At 70.1% G+C, this 16,857-nt stretch carries 17 protein-coding genes; 10 read left to right on the top strand and 7 right to left on the bottom strand.

The window, feature by feature from the left end:
* Window positions 1-275: 275 nt before the first annotated feature.
* Window positions 276-3,023, top strand: a complete 2,748-nt coding sequence (aceE, locus tag ACH4VX_RS01485; RefSeq protein WP_398364963.1) for a pyruvate dehydrogenase (acetyl-transferring), homodimeric type — start codon at window positions 276-278, stop codon at window positions 3,021-3,023.
* Window positions 3,024-3,136: 113 nt separating this feature from the next.
* On the opposite strand, the gene ACH4VX_RS01480 is transcribed toward aceE, so the two are convergent.
* Window positions 3,137-3,445: a small hydrophobic protein gene (locus ACH4VX_RS01480; RefSeq protein WP_398365390.1), complete on the bottom strand. Its 309-nt coding sequence runs from the start codon at window positions 3,443-3,445 to the stop codon at window positions 3,137-3,139.
* Window positions 3,446-3,591: 146 nt separating this feature from the next.
* Complete coding sequence (locus ACH4VX_RS01475) at window positions 3,592-5,211, bottom strand: MFS transporter (RefSeq protein WP_398364962.1); 1,620 nt, start codon at window positions 5,209-5,211, stop codon at window positions 3,592-3,594.
* Between the two features lie 111 nt (window positions 5,212-5,322).
* Here ACH4VX_RS01475 and ACH4VX_RS01470 point away from each other — a divergent pair, with 111 nt between their 5' ends.
* From ACH4VX_RS01470 to ACH4VX_RS01460, 3 genes are all read left to right on the top strand, one after another.
* Entirely contained in the window at window positions 5,323-6,012 is a 690-nt protein-coding gene (locus ACH4VX_RS01470; RefSeq protein ID WP_398364960.1) for a TetR family transcriptional regulator, read from the top strand.
* A gap of 54 nt (window positions 6,013-6,066) precedes the next feature.
* The gene (locus ACH4VX_RS01465; RefSeq protein WP_398364958.1) at window positions 6,067-7,284 is read left to right on the top strand and encodes an alpha/beta hydrolase; all 1,218 of its coding nucleotides are present in this window, start codon (window positions 6,067-6,069) and stop codon (window positions 7,282-7,284) included.
* 67 nt (window positions 7,285-7,351) lie between these two features.
* The gene (locus ACH4VX_RS01460; RefSeq protein ID WP_398364957.1) at window positions 7,352-8,197 is read left to right on the top strand and encodes a DUF4429 domain-containing protein; all 846 of its coding nucleotides are present in this window, start codon (window positions 7,352-7,354) and stop codon (window positions 8,195-8,197) included.
* 106 nt (window positions 8,198-8,303) lie between these two features.
* Here ACH4VX_RS01460 and ACH4VX_RS01455 read toward each other — a convergent pair whose 3' ends face one another.
* On the bottom strand, window positions 8,304-9,323 hold the full coding sequence (locus ACH4VX_RS01455; RefSeq protein WP_398364954.1) for an aldo/keto reductase: 1,020 nt from the start codon (window positions 9,321-9,323) through the stop codon (window positions 8,304-8,306).
* On the bottom strand, window positions 9,320-9,790 hold the full coding sequence (locus ACH4VX_RS01450) for a MerR family transcriptional regulator (RefSeq protein ID WP_398364953.1): 471 nt from the start codon (window positions 9,788-9,790) through the stop codon (window positions 9,320-9,322). Before ACH4VX_RS01450 ends, ACH4VX_RS01455 begins: the two co-directional genes overlap by 4 nt.
* Before the next feature lie 94 nt (window positions 9,791-9,884).
* Here ACH4VX_RS01450 and ACH4VX_RS01445 point away from each other — a divergent pair, with 94 nt between their 5' ends.
* From ACH4VX_RS01445 to ACH4VX_RS01430, 4 genes are all read left to right on the top strand, one after another.
* Window positions 9,885-10,355 (top strand): GNAT family N-acetyltransferase, encoded by a 471-nt coding sequence (locus tag ACH4VX_RS01445; RefSeq protein ID WP_398364950.1) that lies wholly within the window; start codon window positions 9,885-9,887, stop codon window positions 10,353-10,355.
* An 18-nt stretch (window positions 10,356-10,373) separates the two neighbouring features.
* Window positions 10,374-11,195: a serine hydrolase domain-containing protein gene (locus tag ACH4VX_RS01440; RefSeq protein ID WP_398364948.1), complete on the top strand. Its 822-nt coding sequence runs from the start codon at window positions 10,374-10,376 to the stop codon at window positions 11,193-11,195.
* Window positions 11,196-11,360: 165 nt separating this feature from the next.
* Window positions 11,361-11,693: a nucleic acid/nucleotide deaminase domain-containing protein gene (locus ACH4VX_RS01435; RefSeq protein WP_398365388.1), complete on the top strand. Its 333-nt coding sequence runs from the start codon at window positions 11,361-11,363 to the stop codon at window positions 11,691-11,693.
* 7 nt (window positions 11,694-11,700) lie between these two features.
* Window positions 11,701-12,123: a hypothetical protein gene (locus tag ACH4VX_RS01430; protein ID WP_398364946.1), complete on the top strand. Its 423-nt coding sequence runs from the start codon at window positions 11,701-11,703 to the stop codon at window positions 12,121-12,123.
* Window positions 12,124-12,299: 176 nt separating this feature from the next.
* Here ACH4VX_RS01430 and ACH4VX_RS01425 read toward each other — a convergent pair whose 3' ends face one another.
* From ACH4VX_RS01425 to ACH4VX_RS01415, 3 genes are all read right to left on the bottom strand, one after another.
* On the bottom strand, window positions 12,300-13,199 hold the full coding sequence (locus ACH4VX_RS01425) for a nucleotidyl transferase AbiEii/AbiGii toxin family protein (RefSeq protein ID WP_398364944.1): 900 nt from the start codon (window positions 13,197-13,199) through the stop codon (window positions 12,300-12,302).
* Window positions 13,196-13,795, bottom strand: coding sequence for a hypothetical protein (locus tag ACH4VX_RS01420; RefSeq protein ID WP_398364942.1), 600 nt, complete (start codon window positions 13,793-13,795; stop codon window positions 13,196-13,198). The genes ACH4VX_RS01425 and ACH4VX_RS01420 overlap by 4 nt, the downstream gene beginning before the upstream one ends.
* A 115-nt stretch (window positions 13,796-13,910) precedes the next feature.
* Window positions 13,911-14,582, bottom strand: coding sequence for a pirin family protein (locus ACH4VX_RS01415; RefSeq protein ID WP_398364940.1), 672 nt, complete (start codon window positions 14,580-14,582; stop codon window positions 13,911-13,913).
* 50 nt (window positions 14,583-14,632) lie between these two features.
* Here ACH4VX_RS01415 and fasR point away from each other — a divergent pair, with 50 nt between their 5' ends.
* A complete protein-coding gene (gene fasR, locus ACH4VX_RS01410) occupies window positions 14,633-15,838 on the top strand; it encodes a fatty acid biosynthesis transcriptional regulator FasR (RefSeq protein ID WP_398364938.1) in 1,206 nt (401 codons plus the stop codon).
* A gap of 89 nt (window positions 15,839-15,927) precedes the next feature.
* Window positions 15,928-16,839 carry an ACP S-malonyltransferase gene (locus ACH4VX_RS01405; protein WP_398364936.1) on the top strand — a complete coding sequence of 304 codons (912 nt, stop codon included), beginning with the start codon at window positions 15,928-15,930 and terminating at the stop codon, window positions 16,837-16,839.
* The last annotated feature ends 18 nt before the right edge of the window (window positions 16,840-16,857 follow it).

Here is a 16,857-nt window from a genome sequence, read left to right as displayed (position 1 = left end):
CCTGGCCGGGTCACCGCAACTCCAGGCACACCATCATGGCCCGAAGTGACGCACACCACACCTTTGTGCCCCGTTTGGCCCTTTGGGAACCGCCCATGTGTACGAAGACTCGAATGGACGAGCCCTGTGCACACCGTACTGGTCGCGACTCCGGATTACCTCCCGGTAGAGATGACGCCGGCGGCCCCGAGGTGGACCATGGGGAACGGCGCAATCCGGGCCGTACCGGTGAAACCGCGGCCCGTCTCACGGCCCTCTGACAGGTAAGGAACAGCGTGGCTTCCGCATCCGATCGCAACCCGATCATCATTGGCGGCCTTCCGAGTCAGGTTCCTGACTTCGACCCCGAGGAAACCCAGGAGTGGCTCGACTCCCTCGACGCCGCGGTCGACGAGCGCGGCCGGGAGCGGGCCCGCTATCTGATGCTGCGACTGATCGAACGTGCCCGCGAGAAGCGCGTGGCCGTGCCCGAGATGCGCAGTACGGACTACGTCAACACGATCCCGACCCGGGCCGAGCCGTTCTTCCCGGGCAACGAGGAGATCGAGCGCAAGATCCTCAACGCCACCCGCTGGAACGCCGCGGTGATGGTCTCCCGCGCGCAGCGGCCCGGCATCGGGGTCGGCGGCCACATCGCCACCTTCGCCTCCTCCGCGTCGCTGTACGACGTGGGCTTCAACCACTTCTTCCGCGGCAAGGACGAGGGCGACGGCGGCGACCAGGTCTTCTTCCAGGGGCACGCCTCCCCCGGCATCTACGCCCGCGCCTACCTGCTGGACCGGCTGAGCGAGCGGCACCTGGACGGCTTCCGCCAGGAGAAGTCGAAGGCCCCCTACGCGCTGTCGTCGTATCCGCACCCGCGGCTGATGCCCGACTTCTGGGAGTTCCCGACCGTGTCGATGGGTCTCGGCCCGATCGGCGCGATCTACCAGGCGCGGATGAACCGTTACATGCACGCGCGCGACATCGCGGACACGTCGAAGTCGCATGTGTGGGCCTTCCTCGGTGACGGCGAGATGGACGAGCCGGAGTCGCTGGGCCAGCTGACCATCGCCGCGCGCGAGGGGCTGGACAACCTCACCTTCGTCGTCAACTGCAACCTGCAGCGGCTCGACGGGCCGGTGCGCGGCAACGGCAAGATCATCCAGGAGCTGGAGTCGGTCTTCCGGGGCGCCGGCTGGAACGTGATCAAACTGGTCTGGGACCGCACCTGGGACCCGCTGCTCGCCCAGGACCGCGACGGTGTGCTGGTCAACAAGATGAACACCACGCCGGACGGGCAGTTCCAGACGTACGCCACCGAGTCGGGTGCGTACATCCGTGACCACTTCTTCGGCGACGACCACCGGCTGCGCGCGATGGTCGAGGGCATGACCGACGACCAGATCCTGCACCTGGGGCGCGGCGGTCACGACCACCGCAAGATCTACGCGGCGTACAAGGCGGCCCTGGAGCACAAGGGCCAGCCGACGGTGATCCTCGCGAAGACGGTCAAGGGCTGGACGCTGGGCCCGAACTTCGAGGGCCGCAACGCCACGCACCAGATGAAGAAGCTGACGGTCACCGACCTCAAGCACTTCCGGGACCGGCTGCACCTGCCGATCTCCGACAAGGACCTCGAGTCCGGTCCGCCGCCCTACTACCACCCGGGGCCGGACACGGAGGAGATGCAGTACATGCACGACCGCCGCAAGTCGCTCGGCGGTTACGTGCCGACGCGGGTGGTGCGGTCGAAGCCGCTGCGACTGCCCGAGGACAAGACGTACGCGACCGTGAAGAAGGGCTCGGGCCAGCAGTCCATCGCGACGACCATGGCCTTTGTCCGTCTCCTCAAGGACCTCATGCGGGACAAGGAGATCGGCAGGCGGTTCGTGCTGATCGCGCCGGACGAGTACCGCACGTTCGGCATGGACTCGTTCTTCCCGAGCGCGAAGATCTACAACCCGCTCGGCCAGCAGTACGAGTCGGTGGACCGGGAGCTGCTGCTCGCCTACAAGGAGGCGCCGAACGGGCAGATGCTGCACGACGGCATCTCCGAGGCCGGCTGCACCGCCTCGCTGATCGCGGCGGGATCGGCGTACGCCACGCACGGCGAGCCGCTCATCCCGGTGTACGTCTTCTACTCGATGTTCGGCTTCCAGCGCACCGGTGACCAGTTCTGGCAGATGTCCGACCAGATGGCACGCGGTTTCGTCCTGGGTGCGACCGCGGGGCGTACGACGCTGACCGGCGAGGGTCTTCAGCACGCGGACGGCCACTCGCAGCTGCTGGCGTCCACGAACCCGGCGTGCGTCGCGTACGACCCGGCGTTCGGGTTCGAGATCGCGCACATCGTGCAGGACGGCCTGCGCCGGATGTACGGCTCCGACGAGGAGCACCCGCACGGCGAGAACGTCTTCTACTACCTGACGGTGTACAACGAGCCGATCCAGCACCCGGCCGAACCGGAGAACGTGGACGCCGAAGGCATCGTCAAGGGTCTCTACCGCTTCAGCGAGGGCACGGCGGGGTCCCTTCCGGCGCAGATCCTGGCGTCCGGGGTCGCGCTGCCGTGGGCGATCGAGGCGCAGAAGATCCTCGCCGAGGAGTGGAACGTCAAGGCCGACGTCTGGTCGGCGACCTCCTGGAACGAGCTGCGGCGCGAGGCGGTGGACTGCGAGCGGCACAACCTGCTGCACCCCGAGGAGGAGCAGCGCACCCCGTACGTGACGCGGAAGCTCGCGGCGGCGCAGGGGCCGGTGGTGGCGGTGTCCGACTGGATGCGTTCGGTGCCGGACCAGATCGCGCGCTGGGTGCCGGGGACGTACCAGTCGCTGGGCGCGGACGGGTTCGGGTTCGCGGACACGCGGGGGGCGGCGCGGCGGTTCTTCCACATCGACGCGCAGTCGATCGTGGTGGCGGTGCTGACGGAGCTGGCGCGGGAGGGGCATGTGGACCGGTCGGTGCTGAAGCAGGCGATCGACCGGTACCAGTTGCTGAACGTCGCCGCGGCGGACCCGGGCGCGGCGGGGGGCGACGCGTAGGGCTCGGGCGGGGCGGGGCGGGCCGTCGCGTGGCGGCACGACCGCCCGCGGTCGCGGAATCACATGGAGGGGCCCCCGGCGTTGCGCCGGGGGCCCCTCCACATGACGTCACGTCAGAACATCGAGTAGCCCGACGCGCCCGCTCCCGCCAGCCAGATGACGGCCAGGAGCGTGTCGATGGCGCCCAGGACGAGGGCGACCAGGGCCGGTACCGAGCGGGAGCCCGCCCAGCTGCGGCCCATGGCGAGCCAGCCGCAGACGACCGCCACCGGGCCGAGGACGATCCCCAGCACGAAGAAACCGGCGACCGCGCAGATGGCTCCGACGATTCCGAGCGTCGCGCGATCCGGCCCGGACCGTGACCACGTCCGGCCACGTGTGCGGGGGTGCCTGCGCGTACCGTGTCCGAAGCTCGCCATCATCAACTCCCTGTAAGGGTTGGTTGACATGGCGGGTACCCCCGCTTCGGCGGTGAATTCACGCCGTACGGGCGGCAGTAGGGGCCGCCGCGTGCGCGCCGCTCCCCTCCGGCGGCGCGCATGCGGAGCGGCCCCGGTCACACGGTCCGTCAGATGTGGCCGACGCCCGCGCCCGCCTCCGCGTTCTCACCGCGCTTGGTGAGGAAGGCGACCAGCACCGCCACGGCGGCGACCCCGGCGGCGACCAGGGACGCCAGGCTCATGCCGGAGATGAAGGTGTCGTGGGCGACGTCGGCGATCTTCGCGGCGATCTCCGGCGGGGTGCCCTTCTCCACGGGGGCGATGCCCTGCTGGACGAACTCCGCGCTCTGCTCCATCTGGGCCGGGGTGAGCTGCGGAAGTCCCGCGTCCGCCCAGTTGTCCGCGAGGTCGTTGTCGACCTTGGAGGCCATCACCGCGCCCAGCACGGCCGTACCGAGGCTGCCGCCGATCTGCATGGCGGCCTGCTGGAGACCACCGGCGACACCGGACAGCTCGAGCGGCGCGTTGCCCACGATGACCTCGGTGGCGCCGACCATGACGGGCGCGAGGCCGAGGCCCAGCAGGGCGAACCAGAGCGACATCACACCGCTGCCGGTGTCCGTCTCCAGCGTGGACATGCCGTACATGGCGAGTGCGGTGAGGGCCATGCCGCCGGCGAGCGGGATGCGCGGACCGACCTTGGTGATCATCACTCCGGCCAGCGGCGATCCGACGATCATCATGCCGGTGAGCGGGAGCAGGTGCAGACCGGCGTCGATCGGGCTCATGCCGTGCACGTTCTGCAGGTAGAAGGTGACGAAGAACAGGCCGCCCATGAAGGCGATGGCCATCAGGACCATCAGCACGACACCCGCGGACAGCGGGACCGAGCGGAACAGCGCCAGCGGGATCAGCGGCTCCTTGACCTTGGTCTCCCAGAAGGCGAAGGCCCCGAAACCGACGAACGAGCCGACGATGAACGACCAGGTCTGGACGTCGCCCCAGCCCCACTCGGGGGCCTTGATCAGAGCCCAGACGAGGCAGAACATCGCACCGGACAACAGGGCTATGCCGAGCAGGTCGAAGGAGCGCGGGGCGTTCTCCGCGCGGTGGTCGAGCAGGATCCACGCACCGAGCGCGACGGCGAGGACGCCGACCGGCACGTTGATGAAGAACACCGACTGCCAGTTGACGTGCTCGACGAGGACACCGCCGAGGATCGGGCCGCCCGCGGTGGAGGCACCGATGACCATGCCCCAGATGCCGATCGCCATGTTGAGCTTCTCGGCCGGGAACGTGGCCCGCAGCAGACCGAGCGCGGCCGGCATCAGCAGGGCGCCGAACAGGCCCTGGAAGACACGGAAGACGATGACCATCGTGATGCCGTCGGACAGACCGATGGCGGCCGAGGAAGCGGCGAAGCCCGCCACACCGATAAGGAAGGTCTGCCGGTGACCGAAGCGGTCACCGAGCTTGCCCGCGGTGATCAGGGAGACCGCGAGGGCGAGGAAGTAGGCGTTGGTGATCCACTGGAGATCGGTCCAGGTGGCACCCAGGTCCTTGCCGATGGCCGGGTTCGCGATGGCCACGATGGTGCCGTCGAGGGCCACCATCATGACGCCCACGGCGACCGTGATGAGGGTGAACCAGGGGTGCCCGCGCAGCCCCTTGCCCGGGGCCCCGCCCGACGGGGCGTCCGGCGTGCCGTCCCCCGGCCCCGTCTTGTCGATGGTGGTCTGACTAGTCATACGTTCGAGGCTAGTGTCAGCCGCTGACAGTTGACAAACCAATTCACCAGTCGGTCACTGACACGACATGCGCGTATAGCCTGAACTGGGGAAACAGTTCGAGGAGGAGCGATGGAGACGGTCGGGACCGCCGTGGGCGCGCTGCCGCGGCCGGGTCTGAGAGAGCGCAAGAAGCAGCGCACACGGGACGCGCTGGTCCGGGCCGCGCTGGAGCTGATCGCCGCGCGCGGGTACGAGGGGACGACCGTCGACGACATCGCCGCGGCCGTCGACGTCTCGCAGCGCACCTTCTTCCGCTACTTCGCCAGCAAGGAGGAGGTGGCGTTCTTCGTCCCCCGGCTCGCGGAGTCGCACGTCGTCGAGGCCGTACGCGAACGCCCGCCGGGCGAGGCGCCGCTGGAGGTGCTGCGCCGGGCCGTGCTGGACAGCTGGGACCGCATCAACGAGGCCGTCGAACAGCTCGTCCCCCTGGAACTGCACATGCGTGTCTACCGGGTGATCGAGTCGACGCCCGCCCTGCTCGCCGCCCATCTGCGGCGCGCGACGGAGCTGGAGGAGGAACTGGCGCACATCATCGCCGAGCGCGAGGGGCTCGACGTGGACGCCGACCCCCGGCCGAGGATCCTGGTGGCCGCGTTCGGCGGGGTGATCCGCGTGGCGGAGCGGCGCTGGTCCGCCGGGGACGATTTCAGCGTGGCGGCCATGCGGGACCTGATGACGACCTGTCTGGACCATGTGGGACCGGCGCTCGCGGGGAACTGGCGTACGGATCGATCCCCGAACCGGCACGACGAAACGTGATACCGGTCACTTGGCTCACGCGAGACACTCCCGTTCTCCTAGTGTGTCCTTTCAGTGACTTCCTTCGACACCTCCCCGCAACTGAACGTCTGGCGCGCGCTGCTCGCGCTCGCCGTCGTTTTCGTGATGCTGGCGACCACGGGCTGGACCGCGCTGCGCCATCAGCGCCATCCCGCTCCGCTCCAGGCATCGCTCAGCGCCTGGGAGCACGGCCGGATGGCCGGCCACCGGCTGCCGGACCCGCAGTCGGCGCCCACCCGGCTGGCCCGGTTCTTCGCCTCCCTCACCGAGGGGCAGCGTGCGGGTCTCGCCCGTCGTTATCCGCTCGCGGTCGGCAACATGAACGGCGCCCCGGTCCAGCTGCGCTACCGCGCCAACCGCATCGCACTGGGGCAGGCCCGCAAGGTCGAACTCGCACGCGTGCGCGACAGCCGCCTCACCGCCTCGGGCCAGCGGCAGGCGGCCCAGCGGATGGACCGCTTCGAGGCGCTGATGCGGCCCGGCCGGCACATCCTCGCCTTCAACCCGTCGGGCTCCGGCCGGGTCGCCGAGGTCTTCGGCGACCTGCGCAGGGCCGAACGGGTCTCGGTCGTCGTCCCCGGCGTCGACACCGACCTGCTCACCTTCCAGCGCACCGGGCGCACGTACTCGGCCCCCGCCGGCATGGCGAAGTCCCTGTACGCGGCGGAGCGCGACGCCGCTCCCTCGACCCGTACCGCCGTGATCGCCTGGGCCGACTACACCGCTCCCAGCGGGCTCGGCATGGACGCGGCCACGGCGATGCGCGCCGAGGACGGCGCGCTGCGGCTGGACGCGCTGGTGCGCGGACTGCCCGGGATCGCCCCGGTCTCGCTGTTCTGCCACAGCTACGGCTCCGTGGTGTGCGGGATCGCCGCGCACACGCTGCCGGACCGGGTGGCCGACATCGCGGTGGCCGGCAGCCCCGGCATGCGGGTCGAGAAGGCGTCCCAGTTGCACACCACCGCCCGGGTGTGGGCGATGCGGGACGCCGACGACTGGATCCAGGACGTGCCGTACCTGGAGCTCGGCGGTCTGGGGCACGGGGCCGACCCGGTGGCGGCGGGATTCGGTGCGCGGGTGCTGTCGGCACGGGAGGCGCAGGGGCACGCCGGGTACTTCGAACCGGGCACGGAGAGTCTGCGGAACTTCGCCGAGATCGGTGTTGGCGCATACCGCGCGGTGTCCTGTGCGGGCGAGGACGACGTCTGCCGGGCAGGTTTGTCCGGTACGACCACTACCGGACGCGCGTAGAGGCGGAGATACTGGCGGTATGCGTGGGGAGGGGACGAAGAAGCTCGTGCCGCATACGATGAGCCGCATGGGTGACGTACTGGCCGGATTTCATGCCGCCTGGGAGTTCGAGTCCGACTCCGTGCTCATCCGCTACGAACGAGGGATTCGAACACCCAAGCTGTTCCAGGCCCTCGGGGAGCGGCGTGTTCCGCTGGAGGCGATCGAGGGGGTGACCCTCGCACCCGGGAAGCGCGCGACCGTGGTCCTGCGGATCGAGCTCCGGCCCGGAGCCGATCCGCTGATGGAGGCCGCCGCCGGGCAGTTGAAGGAGAGCAGCGACCCCTACCGGCTGGTGCTGCCCGCCGACCGCGAGACGCTCGCCGAGTACTACGCCGACGAACTGCGCACACAGCTCACCGAGTCCGGGCCCGCCGAACGCCATCTGGTGGCCGCACCCGAGGTGCCGCTGCAGTTCAAGGCGTACGACGGGAAGGCGGCCTTCGACGGCAGCGCGGTGTCGTTCCGGTGGTTCTGGACGGGGGCGTCGTCGGCGAAGTGGAAGGCCGGTGACCAGCGGTTCCCGGTGGGCGAGTTGAGCGGGGTGGAGTGGCGGTCGCCCGAGGTGTTCGAGGGGCATCTGAGGCTGCTGCGCAGGGACGCGGGGGCTCCGCCGGTGCAGGCGGATCAGGATCCGGCGGCCGTGGTGTTCGGGCTGGGGTACGGGCCCGTGCACGAGTCACTGCCGTTCGCGGCTGCCGTGCTGGCGGCGGTGCGGGATTGTGCGCCGGTGCCGGCGATATCCACGGCGGTGCGCCGTGATCCCGCGGATATCGCCGAGCGGATCCGGCATCTCGGGGAGCTGCATCAGGCGGGGCTGGTGACGGACGAGGAGTTCTCTGCCAAGAAGGCGGAGTTGCTCGCCGAGCTTTAGCGTGTGCCGGGGGCGGTTGTTCTTCGGCTGCGAACCGTCCGGGGCTGGTCGCGCCCACGCGGCGGAGCCGCACATCGATACGGCCCGCGCCCCTTCGGGGCGCGCTTCACTCCCGTCCTGCGGACGTGAACGTCATGTCCGCGTAGCGGGTGCCGGTCACCTTGGCCGCGATGGGGTCCAGCAGGGCCAGTTCCTCGTCGGTCAGGGTGATACGGGTCGCCGCCGTGTTCTCCTCCACCCGGGTCGGCTTGCGGGTGCCCGGGATGGGGACGACCGGGAGGTCGTGGATCCGCGCCTGCTGTTGGACCCAGGCCAGGGCGATCTGGCCGGGGGTGGCGCCGTGGGACTCGGCCACCGTGCGGACCGGCTCCAGAAGCGCCGCGTTGGCCGCCGCGTTGTCGCCCGTGAAACGGGGCTGCTGGCGGCGGAAGTCGTCGGCCGTGAGGTCCTGGTCGGCGTTGACGAAGGAGCCCGTGAGAAAGCCCCGGCCCAGCGGTGAGTACGGGACGAGGGTCACGCCCAGCTCGCGCGCGGCCGGTACGACCTTCGCCTCGATGTCCCGGCTGAACAGCGACCACTCCGACTGCACGGCGGCGATCGGGTGCACGCCGTGCGCGGCACGGAGTTCGCCGCCGGTCACCTCGCTCAGGCCCAACTGCTTGACCTTGCCCTCGCGCACCAGCTCGGCCATGACGCCGACGGTCTCCTCGATCGGCACGTTCACATCGCGCCGGTGCATGTAGTAGAGGTCGATCACGTCGACGTCCAGGCGCTTCAGGCTCGCCTCGACGGCCTGACGGATGTACGGCGCGTCGTTGCGGATGATCCGCCGGGTCGGGTCGTCCGGCGGGATCGACAGGGCGAACTTGGTGGCGATGACCACCTCGTCCCGGTGCGCCTTGAAGAACGGGGCGAGGAACCGCTCGTTGTCGCCCGCGCCGTACGCGTCCGCCGTGTCGTAGAGCGTGACGCCGAGTTCCAGGGCCCGCTCCAGGGTCGCCCGGGAGGCGTCCGCGTCCACGGGGCCGTAGGCGAAGCTCATGCCCATGCAGCCGAGGCCCTGCACACCCACCGGGGGGCCGCCCTCGCCCAGTGCCGCCGTACCGATCCTGCCGATGTCGGTCATCGTGTCCTCTCCGAGGCCAGGGCCTGCCCGGCGTCCGCGTAGAAACTGAGCTTCCGGTCGAGCACGGCGAGCGTGCCCTGGAGTTCGGCGATCCGGGACAGCACGTCCTCGCGGGTCTGCCGGAGCAGTTCGAAACGCTCCGTGTAGGTGTGGTCGCCCGCGCGGACCAGTTCCGCGTACCGCACCATGTCCGCGACCGGCATCCCGGTCAGGCGGAGCTTGCCGACGAGGGCGAGCCAGTCGAGGTCGCGGTTGCTGTAGCGCCGCTGGCCGGTGTGGGAACGGTCGATGTGCGGCATCAGCCCGATGCGCTCGTACCAGCGCAGGGTGTGCGCCGTCAGCCCGGTGAGGGTGACGACCTCGCTGATCGTGTACGTGTCCTCGCCGTCCGGCCGGCGGTTCCCCTGCGGCGGTCCGGCGCAGGTGTCGGCGCTGGTATCCGTGGTCTCCGTCTCCGTCACCGTCATGCCCCCACGCTAGAACGCTGGAGTGCACTCCAAGCAAGCGGTGAAGGTGAGAACGGGCGGGACGCGGTGGCCGGTGGCCGATTACCGTACGGCCATGACCTCTGTACGCCGTGCGACGACGAAGGACGCGGAGGAAGTACTGCGTCTGCGCCAGGTGATGATCGACTCGATGGCCCTGTCCGACCCGTCCACGGCCTGGCACGCCGAGTCCCTGCCCGTGCTGCGCGGCAGGCTGTCCCAGCCGGACGGCACCTTCGTGGCGTTCGTCGTGGACCACCCGGAGCGGCCCGGCGCACTGGCGGCACTGGTGGCCGGTTCGCTGGAGTACCGCATCGGTGGCGCGCGCGACCCGCACGGCACCGACGGCTACGTCTTCAGTGTCGCCACCGACCCGGACGCCCGCCGCCGCGGATACGCGCGCGCGTGCATGGAGGCGCTGCTGGAGTGGTTCCGCGAGCGCGGCGCCCGGCGGGTCCGCCTCACCGCGTCCCCGCAGGCCGAGCCGCTGTACGTCGCGATGGGCTTCAGGCCCAGGCCGGACCCCTTGCTGGAGCTGACCCTCTGAGCGCTTAGGCTCGACGGCATGTCGCTGAAGAGCCTCGCGTTGATCGAGAACTGGCCGGTTCCCACCGCCGCGGCGGGTGTCGTACGGGCGGACGGCACCGTCCCGGGCACGCACGGCCCGACCGGCCACCGCTTCCCGCTGGCCTCGGTCACCAAGCCGCTCGCGGCGTACGCGGTGCTCGTGGCGTACGAGGAGGGCGCGATCGAGCTGGACGAACCGGCCGGCCCGGAGGGCTCGACGGTCCGCCACCTGCTCGCGCACACCTCGGGGCTCGCCTTCGACGAGCACAAGGTGACCTCCGCACCGGGCGAGCGGCGGCTGTACTCGAACGCCGGTTTCGAGCAGCTCGGCGACCATGTCGCGAAGGCGACGGAGATCCCGTTCGGCGAGTACCTGCGGCAGGCGGTGCTGGAGCCGCTGGGCATGACCGGAACCTCATTGGAGGGTTCCCCCGCCAAGGACGCCGTCTCCACGGTGGACGACCTGCTGCGTTTCGCCGCCGAGTTGCAGGCCCCGCGCCTCCTCGACCCCCGCACGGTCGCCGCGGCGATGACGGTCCAGTACCCCGGCACCAAGGGCGTCCTGCCGGGCTACGGCCACCAGAACCCCAACGACTGGGGCCTCGGCTTCGAGATCCGGAACTCCAAGTCCCCGCACTGGACGGGCGCGTCGTCCTCGTCGCGCGCCTTCGGCCACTTCGGCCAGTCGGGCACGTTCCTGTGGATCGACCCCGACGCGGGCGCGGCCTGCGTGGCCCTGACGGACCGCGCCTTCGGCCCCTGGGCGATCGAGGCGTGGCCGCCGTTCACGGACGCGGTGCTCGCGGAACTGCGCGGCTGAGCCCCGCGGGCCGGCCGGCGGCCCCCACGGCCACCGGCCGGCCCCGGCTTCCTGTGCCGGTCAGCCGCCCGTCGGCGGCTGGTCCTGCGCGGGGAGGGCCCACAGCACCCAGAACGGGTCGTCCCAGTCGCAGTAGTAGTTCACCCAGCCCCGGGCGAGGAGCTCCTGCCCGGCCTGCACGCACTCGAGCTTGTCCCTCGTCCCGTCGGTAACAGCAAATTCGCCGGCCACTCCGAAACGGAGATCCTGGATAAATTGAAGGCCAAGGGATTCGATCCCAAGCAGATCACCGCTCTGTGCACTGAACGGCAGCCCTGCCCAGACTGCGCCAGTGAGCTGGTCGGCGCCCTCAAGGCCCGCACACCGGTCACGTGGTCGGTTCCCTACCAGCCTGCCTTCGCAAGTGCGGCAAAGCAGCTGCTGGCAACGTACATCAGACAGGCCGGCGGAGGGCAAACGGCGCGCTCCCTGACGAGTGACCAGCCCCCGGAGGGGTGAGAGGTACATGACCGAGTACGAGTTCGATCTCCCTCCGAAAGCCCCACCTGAAGTTATCGCCGAGCGCGAAGAACTGGCCGATGAGGTATGCCGGGAACCGGCCCGAGCCGGGCTTCCCGTTCACCGGGGGGACCTCAGCGACAAACCGCGCAGCAAGCCTGGTGCGGACGTGCACGTCGAATCTTTTGAAGACGGCGGGGTGTACGTGGACTGGGGCACCGCTGATGAGCTCAGGGAGGCCGCTCTCGAACTGTTCGCGAAAGGCATCGACTACGCGGACCCGCCCCCGGTCGTCCTCCATCACAAGAACGTCCATGACTGTATGCGTGATGCTCTTGTGGGAATCCTGGCGTCGGCGGGGTTCCAGGTCGAAGAAGCGGATGGCTTCACACACGGAACTGCAGTCCACGTAAAGGGGTTACGGCCCTGATCCGACCGCTCGTAGGCCTCGCCGAAGCCAAGCCGTACCGGCTTCGGCGGGGCCTGCCGCGTCACCTCGCCGCCATCTCCCACACCAGCAGTTCCGCGTCCGACGTCCCTGCCACCGAGTCCGCTCTCCCGCCCTCAGTCGGCGCACGTGGAGCATCGAGCGCTCTCCCACTGGGCTCACGGCGACTGCCTCGATGTCTGTGATGCGTCGGCGAGGGCCGCCTCCCACAGTCCTCGTACCAGCCCGAGTGCGGCATCGAGTGTCGGCGGGACCTCGGTGGCCAGGTCCCGCGCCAGTTCGGGATAGCTGTCCCGCCACAGGGGAGGCGGATCCGCAAGTTCGCCCGGCACCTCGTGTGTGGCGCGCACCGTGAAGACATGCCGTACAACCCGTACGAGCGCCGCGTCGCCCGGCAGACCGTCCTCGGCCAGCAGCACGAGGTCCACCAGGTCTTTGACTCTCGTGTTGGGACGGTCGCCGTAGTCGCGGGTGAAAGCATGCAGCTTTTCCGCGAAGTGCTGTCGGCGGTCCACCGTCTCGATCGCACGCTGCGGGGTGCCGGCGAACCCAAGCGTGTTGGGCAACGGAAGAAGTTCCGTCCGGGCGATCTCCTCGCCACGGTCCACGACGTCCACCCTGACGCCCGCGAACACCTTGCCCCCGAGATGGGACTCGACGGAGAACCGCCAACCGCCACGCCCGGCCGTGTCCGCCGTCAACGGCACGAACGGACCGACCCGGAAGCGGAATCCGTCGCCGTCCAGGTCTGCCGCCAAGGCGTCGATCAGCAGCTCTCGGACCTCGTTTCCGTCCGCGTCCGAGCCGTCCTCGGGCCTCAACGTCAGATCCAGGTCCTTCGTCGTACGCGCGCGTCCGGTGAGGCGGAATTCCATCGCCGCGCCGCCCTTGAGGATCCAGCCGCCGATCCGGTCCTCCGCGAGACGCGCCGCCATACGGTCGAAGACGACGAGACGCCGGCTGCGAGCCAGGTCGGTTCCGGACCTGTCGGCATCCTGCTTCAGCCGGGCTTCCAGGGCGCGGCGCAAGTCGGTGACGTTTCGATAGCGGCCGGTCATGACATCGCTCCCAGCGCTCGCTCCACACCCAGTTCCGCTCGCGGGCCCAGCAGTTGGGCAGCGTGGAGCAACCTCCGGCGGGAGGCCACCCCCCGTTCCAGCGCCTCGCTCACCGCTCCGTCCAGGACATCCTGGTCCTCACCGGCCGCCGCGCATTCGGCGATGGCGCGCAGCGGTGTCGTCACCCGGTATCCCATCCGGTCCTCGACGTCCGACTGCGTCAGTTCGGCGCGGTGGAGAACCACCGCGTCCGACTTCTGCCGGAAACCGCGGGGCACGGTGAGGTGGATACGGGCCGGGTTCGCCGTGCCGAGGTCGTGGGTTGCGAGGGCGGTGGCATGGGAGACCACGGCTCTCCCCTTGCTCCACAGTGACCAGCGCACCAACTGCTCGTCACCCTCGTCCGGCAGGTCGGAGAATTCCCGGAACCTGTAGAGCGCACGGTCGATCACCAGCCAGTTGCCGTGCTGGGCGTGATAGCGCTGGGCCTGGTAGGAGTATCCGGCGTCCACCGCCTGCGCGGCGGTGAAGTAGCCGCGCTGACCAGCCGCGGTCCGCCAGAGGGCAGCTCGACTGTCGGTACCGTCTTTGAGCACACGATCACCTTGAGTTGGTCGCAGAGCTCAAAGATTACTTTAGTTTCACGCATTCAGTTCACATAGAACTCAAGTTCTACTTGCGTTCTATGTGCTCATGCTCATCAGGTCCGCGTCACGCTCCCCGCATCTCCCACAGCAGCAGCTCCGCCGTCGGGCTCACGGCGACCGCCTCGACGTCCTTCGCGTCCGTGAGGCGGGCCGCGTCGCCCGGTCCCAGTTCCTCGCCGTCCAGGCGGAGACGGCCGCGGACGACATGGGCGTATACGTACGCGGCGTCGGGGACGGCGGTCCGCTCCCCCACCGTCAGCCGGCGTACATGGAGCATCGCGTCCGCCTCCGGGAGGGCGTAGGGGGTGGAGTCGGCTATGCCGGGGACGACCTCGTAGAAGGGGTCGCCGCCGGGCTCCAGTGGGGCCAGCCACATCTGGAGGAAGGTCAGGGGGGTGGAGCCGGCGTTGCGCTCCACGTGGCGGACGCCGGAGGCGGCGCTCAGGCGTTGGACGTCGCCGGGGCGGATCACCGTCTCCCGGCCCGTGGAGTCGCGGTGGGTCAGCTCGCCCTCGACCACCCAGGTCACGATCTCGGTGTGGCTGTGCGGATGCTCGTCGAAGCCGGCGCCGGGGGCGAGGTGCTCCTCGTTGCAGGCGATCACCGCGCCGAAGCGGAGGTTGTCCGGGTCGTAGTGGGGGCCGAAGGAGAAGGCGTGCCACGTCTCGATCCCGGCCGCCGGATCGCCGCCCCGGTAGCGCTCGTGCGCGCGCCGTACGTCCATCACGCCGTCCACCGTAGACCCGGCGACACGCGCGGCCGTACCGATAAGGCAGTCTTGTCCCCGTGCCCGAACCCGAAACCAGTACCAACCGAGCCGCAGCACGCCCCGCCCATCCGCATGCCGCGACGTTGAAGCGGCTGGAGAAGTCGTCCGGCAGTCTCGCCGCGCAGGCGATCGCGCGGATGGACGAGACGCTGTCCTGGTACCGGGCCATGCCCCCGGAGAACCGTTCCTGGATCGGTCTGGTCGCCCAGGCGGGCATCGCCGCGTTCACCGAGTGGTTCCGGCGCCCCGACGCCCCGCAGGCCATCTCCACCGATGTCTTCGGTACCGCGCCGCGCGAGCTGACCCGGGCGATCACGCTGCGGCAGACCGTGGAGATGGTGCGCACCACCATCGAGGTCATGGAGTCCGCCATCGACGAGGTGGCGGCGCCCGGCGACGAGAGCGTGCTGCGCGAGGCGCTGCTGGTGTACGCGCGGGAGATCGCCTTCGCCACGGCTCAGGTGTACGCCCAGGCCGCGGAGGCACGGGGTGCCTGGGACGCGCGGCTGGAGTCGCTGGTCGTGAACGCCGTGCTCAGTGGCGAGGCCGACGAGGGGGCCGTGTCGCGGGCCGCCGCCCTGGGGTGGAGCTCGCCCGATCATGTGTGCGTGCTGCTGGGCACCGCGCCCGACGGGGACTCCGAGCTGACCGTGGAGGCCATCCGGCGGGCCGCCCGGCACGCCAAGCTCCAGGTGCTGACCGGGGTGCTGGGTGACCGGCTGGTGGTGATCGCGGGTGGCAGCGACAACCCGCTGGCCGTTGCGAAGTCGCTGATCGGACCGTACGCGGCGGGGCCGGTGGTGGCGGGCCCGGTGGTGCCGGACCTGCTGGCCGCGACCCGGTCCGCGAAGGCCGCCGCGGCGGGCCTCAAGGCGTGTTCCGCCTGGCAGGACGCCCCGCGTCCGGTGCTGGCGGACGATCTGCTGCCGGAGCGGGCGATCGCCTCGGACCCTTCTGCCCGTGAGCAGTTGGTGGAGGAGATCTACAGACCGCTGGAGGCGGCCGGGGCAGCGCTGCTGGAGACGCTCAGTGTCTATCTCGAGCAGGCGAGCAGCCTCGAGGGCGCGGCGCGGATGCTGTTCGTTCACCCCAACACCGTGCGTTACCGGCTCCGACGTGTGACTGACGTCACCGGATGGTCACCCTCCGATGTACGCTCTGCGTTCACGCTGCGGATCGCGCTGATCCTGGGGCGTCTGGCCGATGGTGATCTCCATCCCTGACCTTTTGTGGAGGCTCCACAAAACCGCCTCCTGTTCTTCGTCCTTGTCCCCACGGGCGGCCGTGGCCGTCCCCAAGAGAGAGTGTGAGAGTGCTCGTACTCGTCGCTCCTGGCCAGGGTGCCCAGACTCCCGGCTTTCTGACTGAATGGCTCGACCTCCCCGGTGCCGGGGACCGCGTCGCCGCGTGGTCCGACGCCATCGGACTCGACCTCGTCCACTACGGCACGAAGGCCGACGCGGACGCGATCCGTGACACGGCCGTCGCCCAGCCGCTGCTGGTCGCGGCCGGACTGCTGTCCGCCGCGGCACTCGGTGACACGGTGCCGGGCGCGGTCGCCGGTCACAGCGTCGGTGAGATCACCGCCGCCGCCTTCGCGGGCGTCCTCGACGACACCGCCGCGCTCTCGCTGGTCCGCAAGCGGGGTCTGGCCATGGCCGACGCCGCCGCGATCACCGGGACCGGTATGGCGGCGCTGCTCGGCGGCGACCCCGAGGTGACCGTGGCGCACCTGGAGAAGCTGGGTCTGACACCGGCGAACATCAACGGAGCGGGCCAGATCGTCGCGGCCGGCACCAAGGAGCAGCTCGCCGCGCTGGAGGCGGACAAGCCCGAGGGGGTGCGCCGGGTCGTCATGCTGCAGGTCGCCGGCGCCTTCCACACCCACCACATGGGCCCCGCGGTCGACACGCTGGCGAAGGCCGCCGAGGCCCTGGCGCCGGGCGACCCGCAGGTCACCTACGTGTCGAACAAGGACGGCAAGGCGGTCACGACCGGTGCCGAGGTGCTCGAGCGCCTGGTCGGCCAGGTCGCCAACCCGGTCCGCTGGGACCTGTGCATGGAGACCTTCAGGGAACTCGGCGTCACCGCCCTCCTGGAGGTCTGCCCCGGCGGCACGCTGACCGGCCTCGCCAAGCGCGCTCTGCCCGGCGTGAAGACGCTGGCCCTGAAGACCCCCGCCGACCTCGACGCGGCCCGCGCGCTCATCGCCGAGCACGCCTGACGCCCTTAAGGAGCCGAC

The organism is Streptomyces sp. NPDC020731, from assembly GCF_044334705.1.
Classification (GTDB): domain Bacteria; phylum Actinomycetota; class Actinomycetes; order Streptomycetales; family Streptomycetaceae; genus Streptomyces.
Note: the sequence above shows the minus strand (reverse complement) of the source record. Positions and strands in the feature narration are given on the sequence as shown.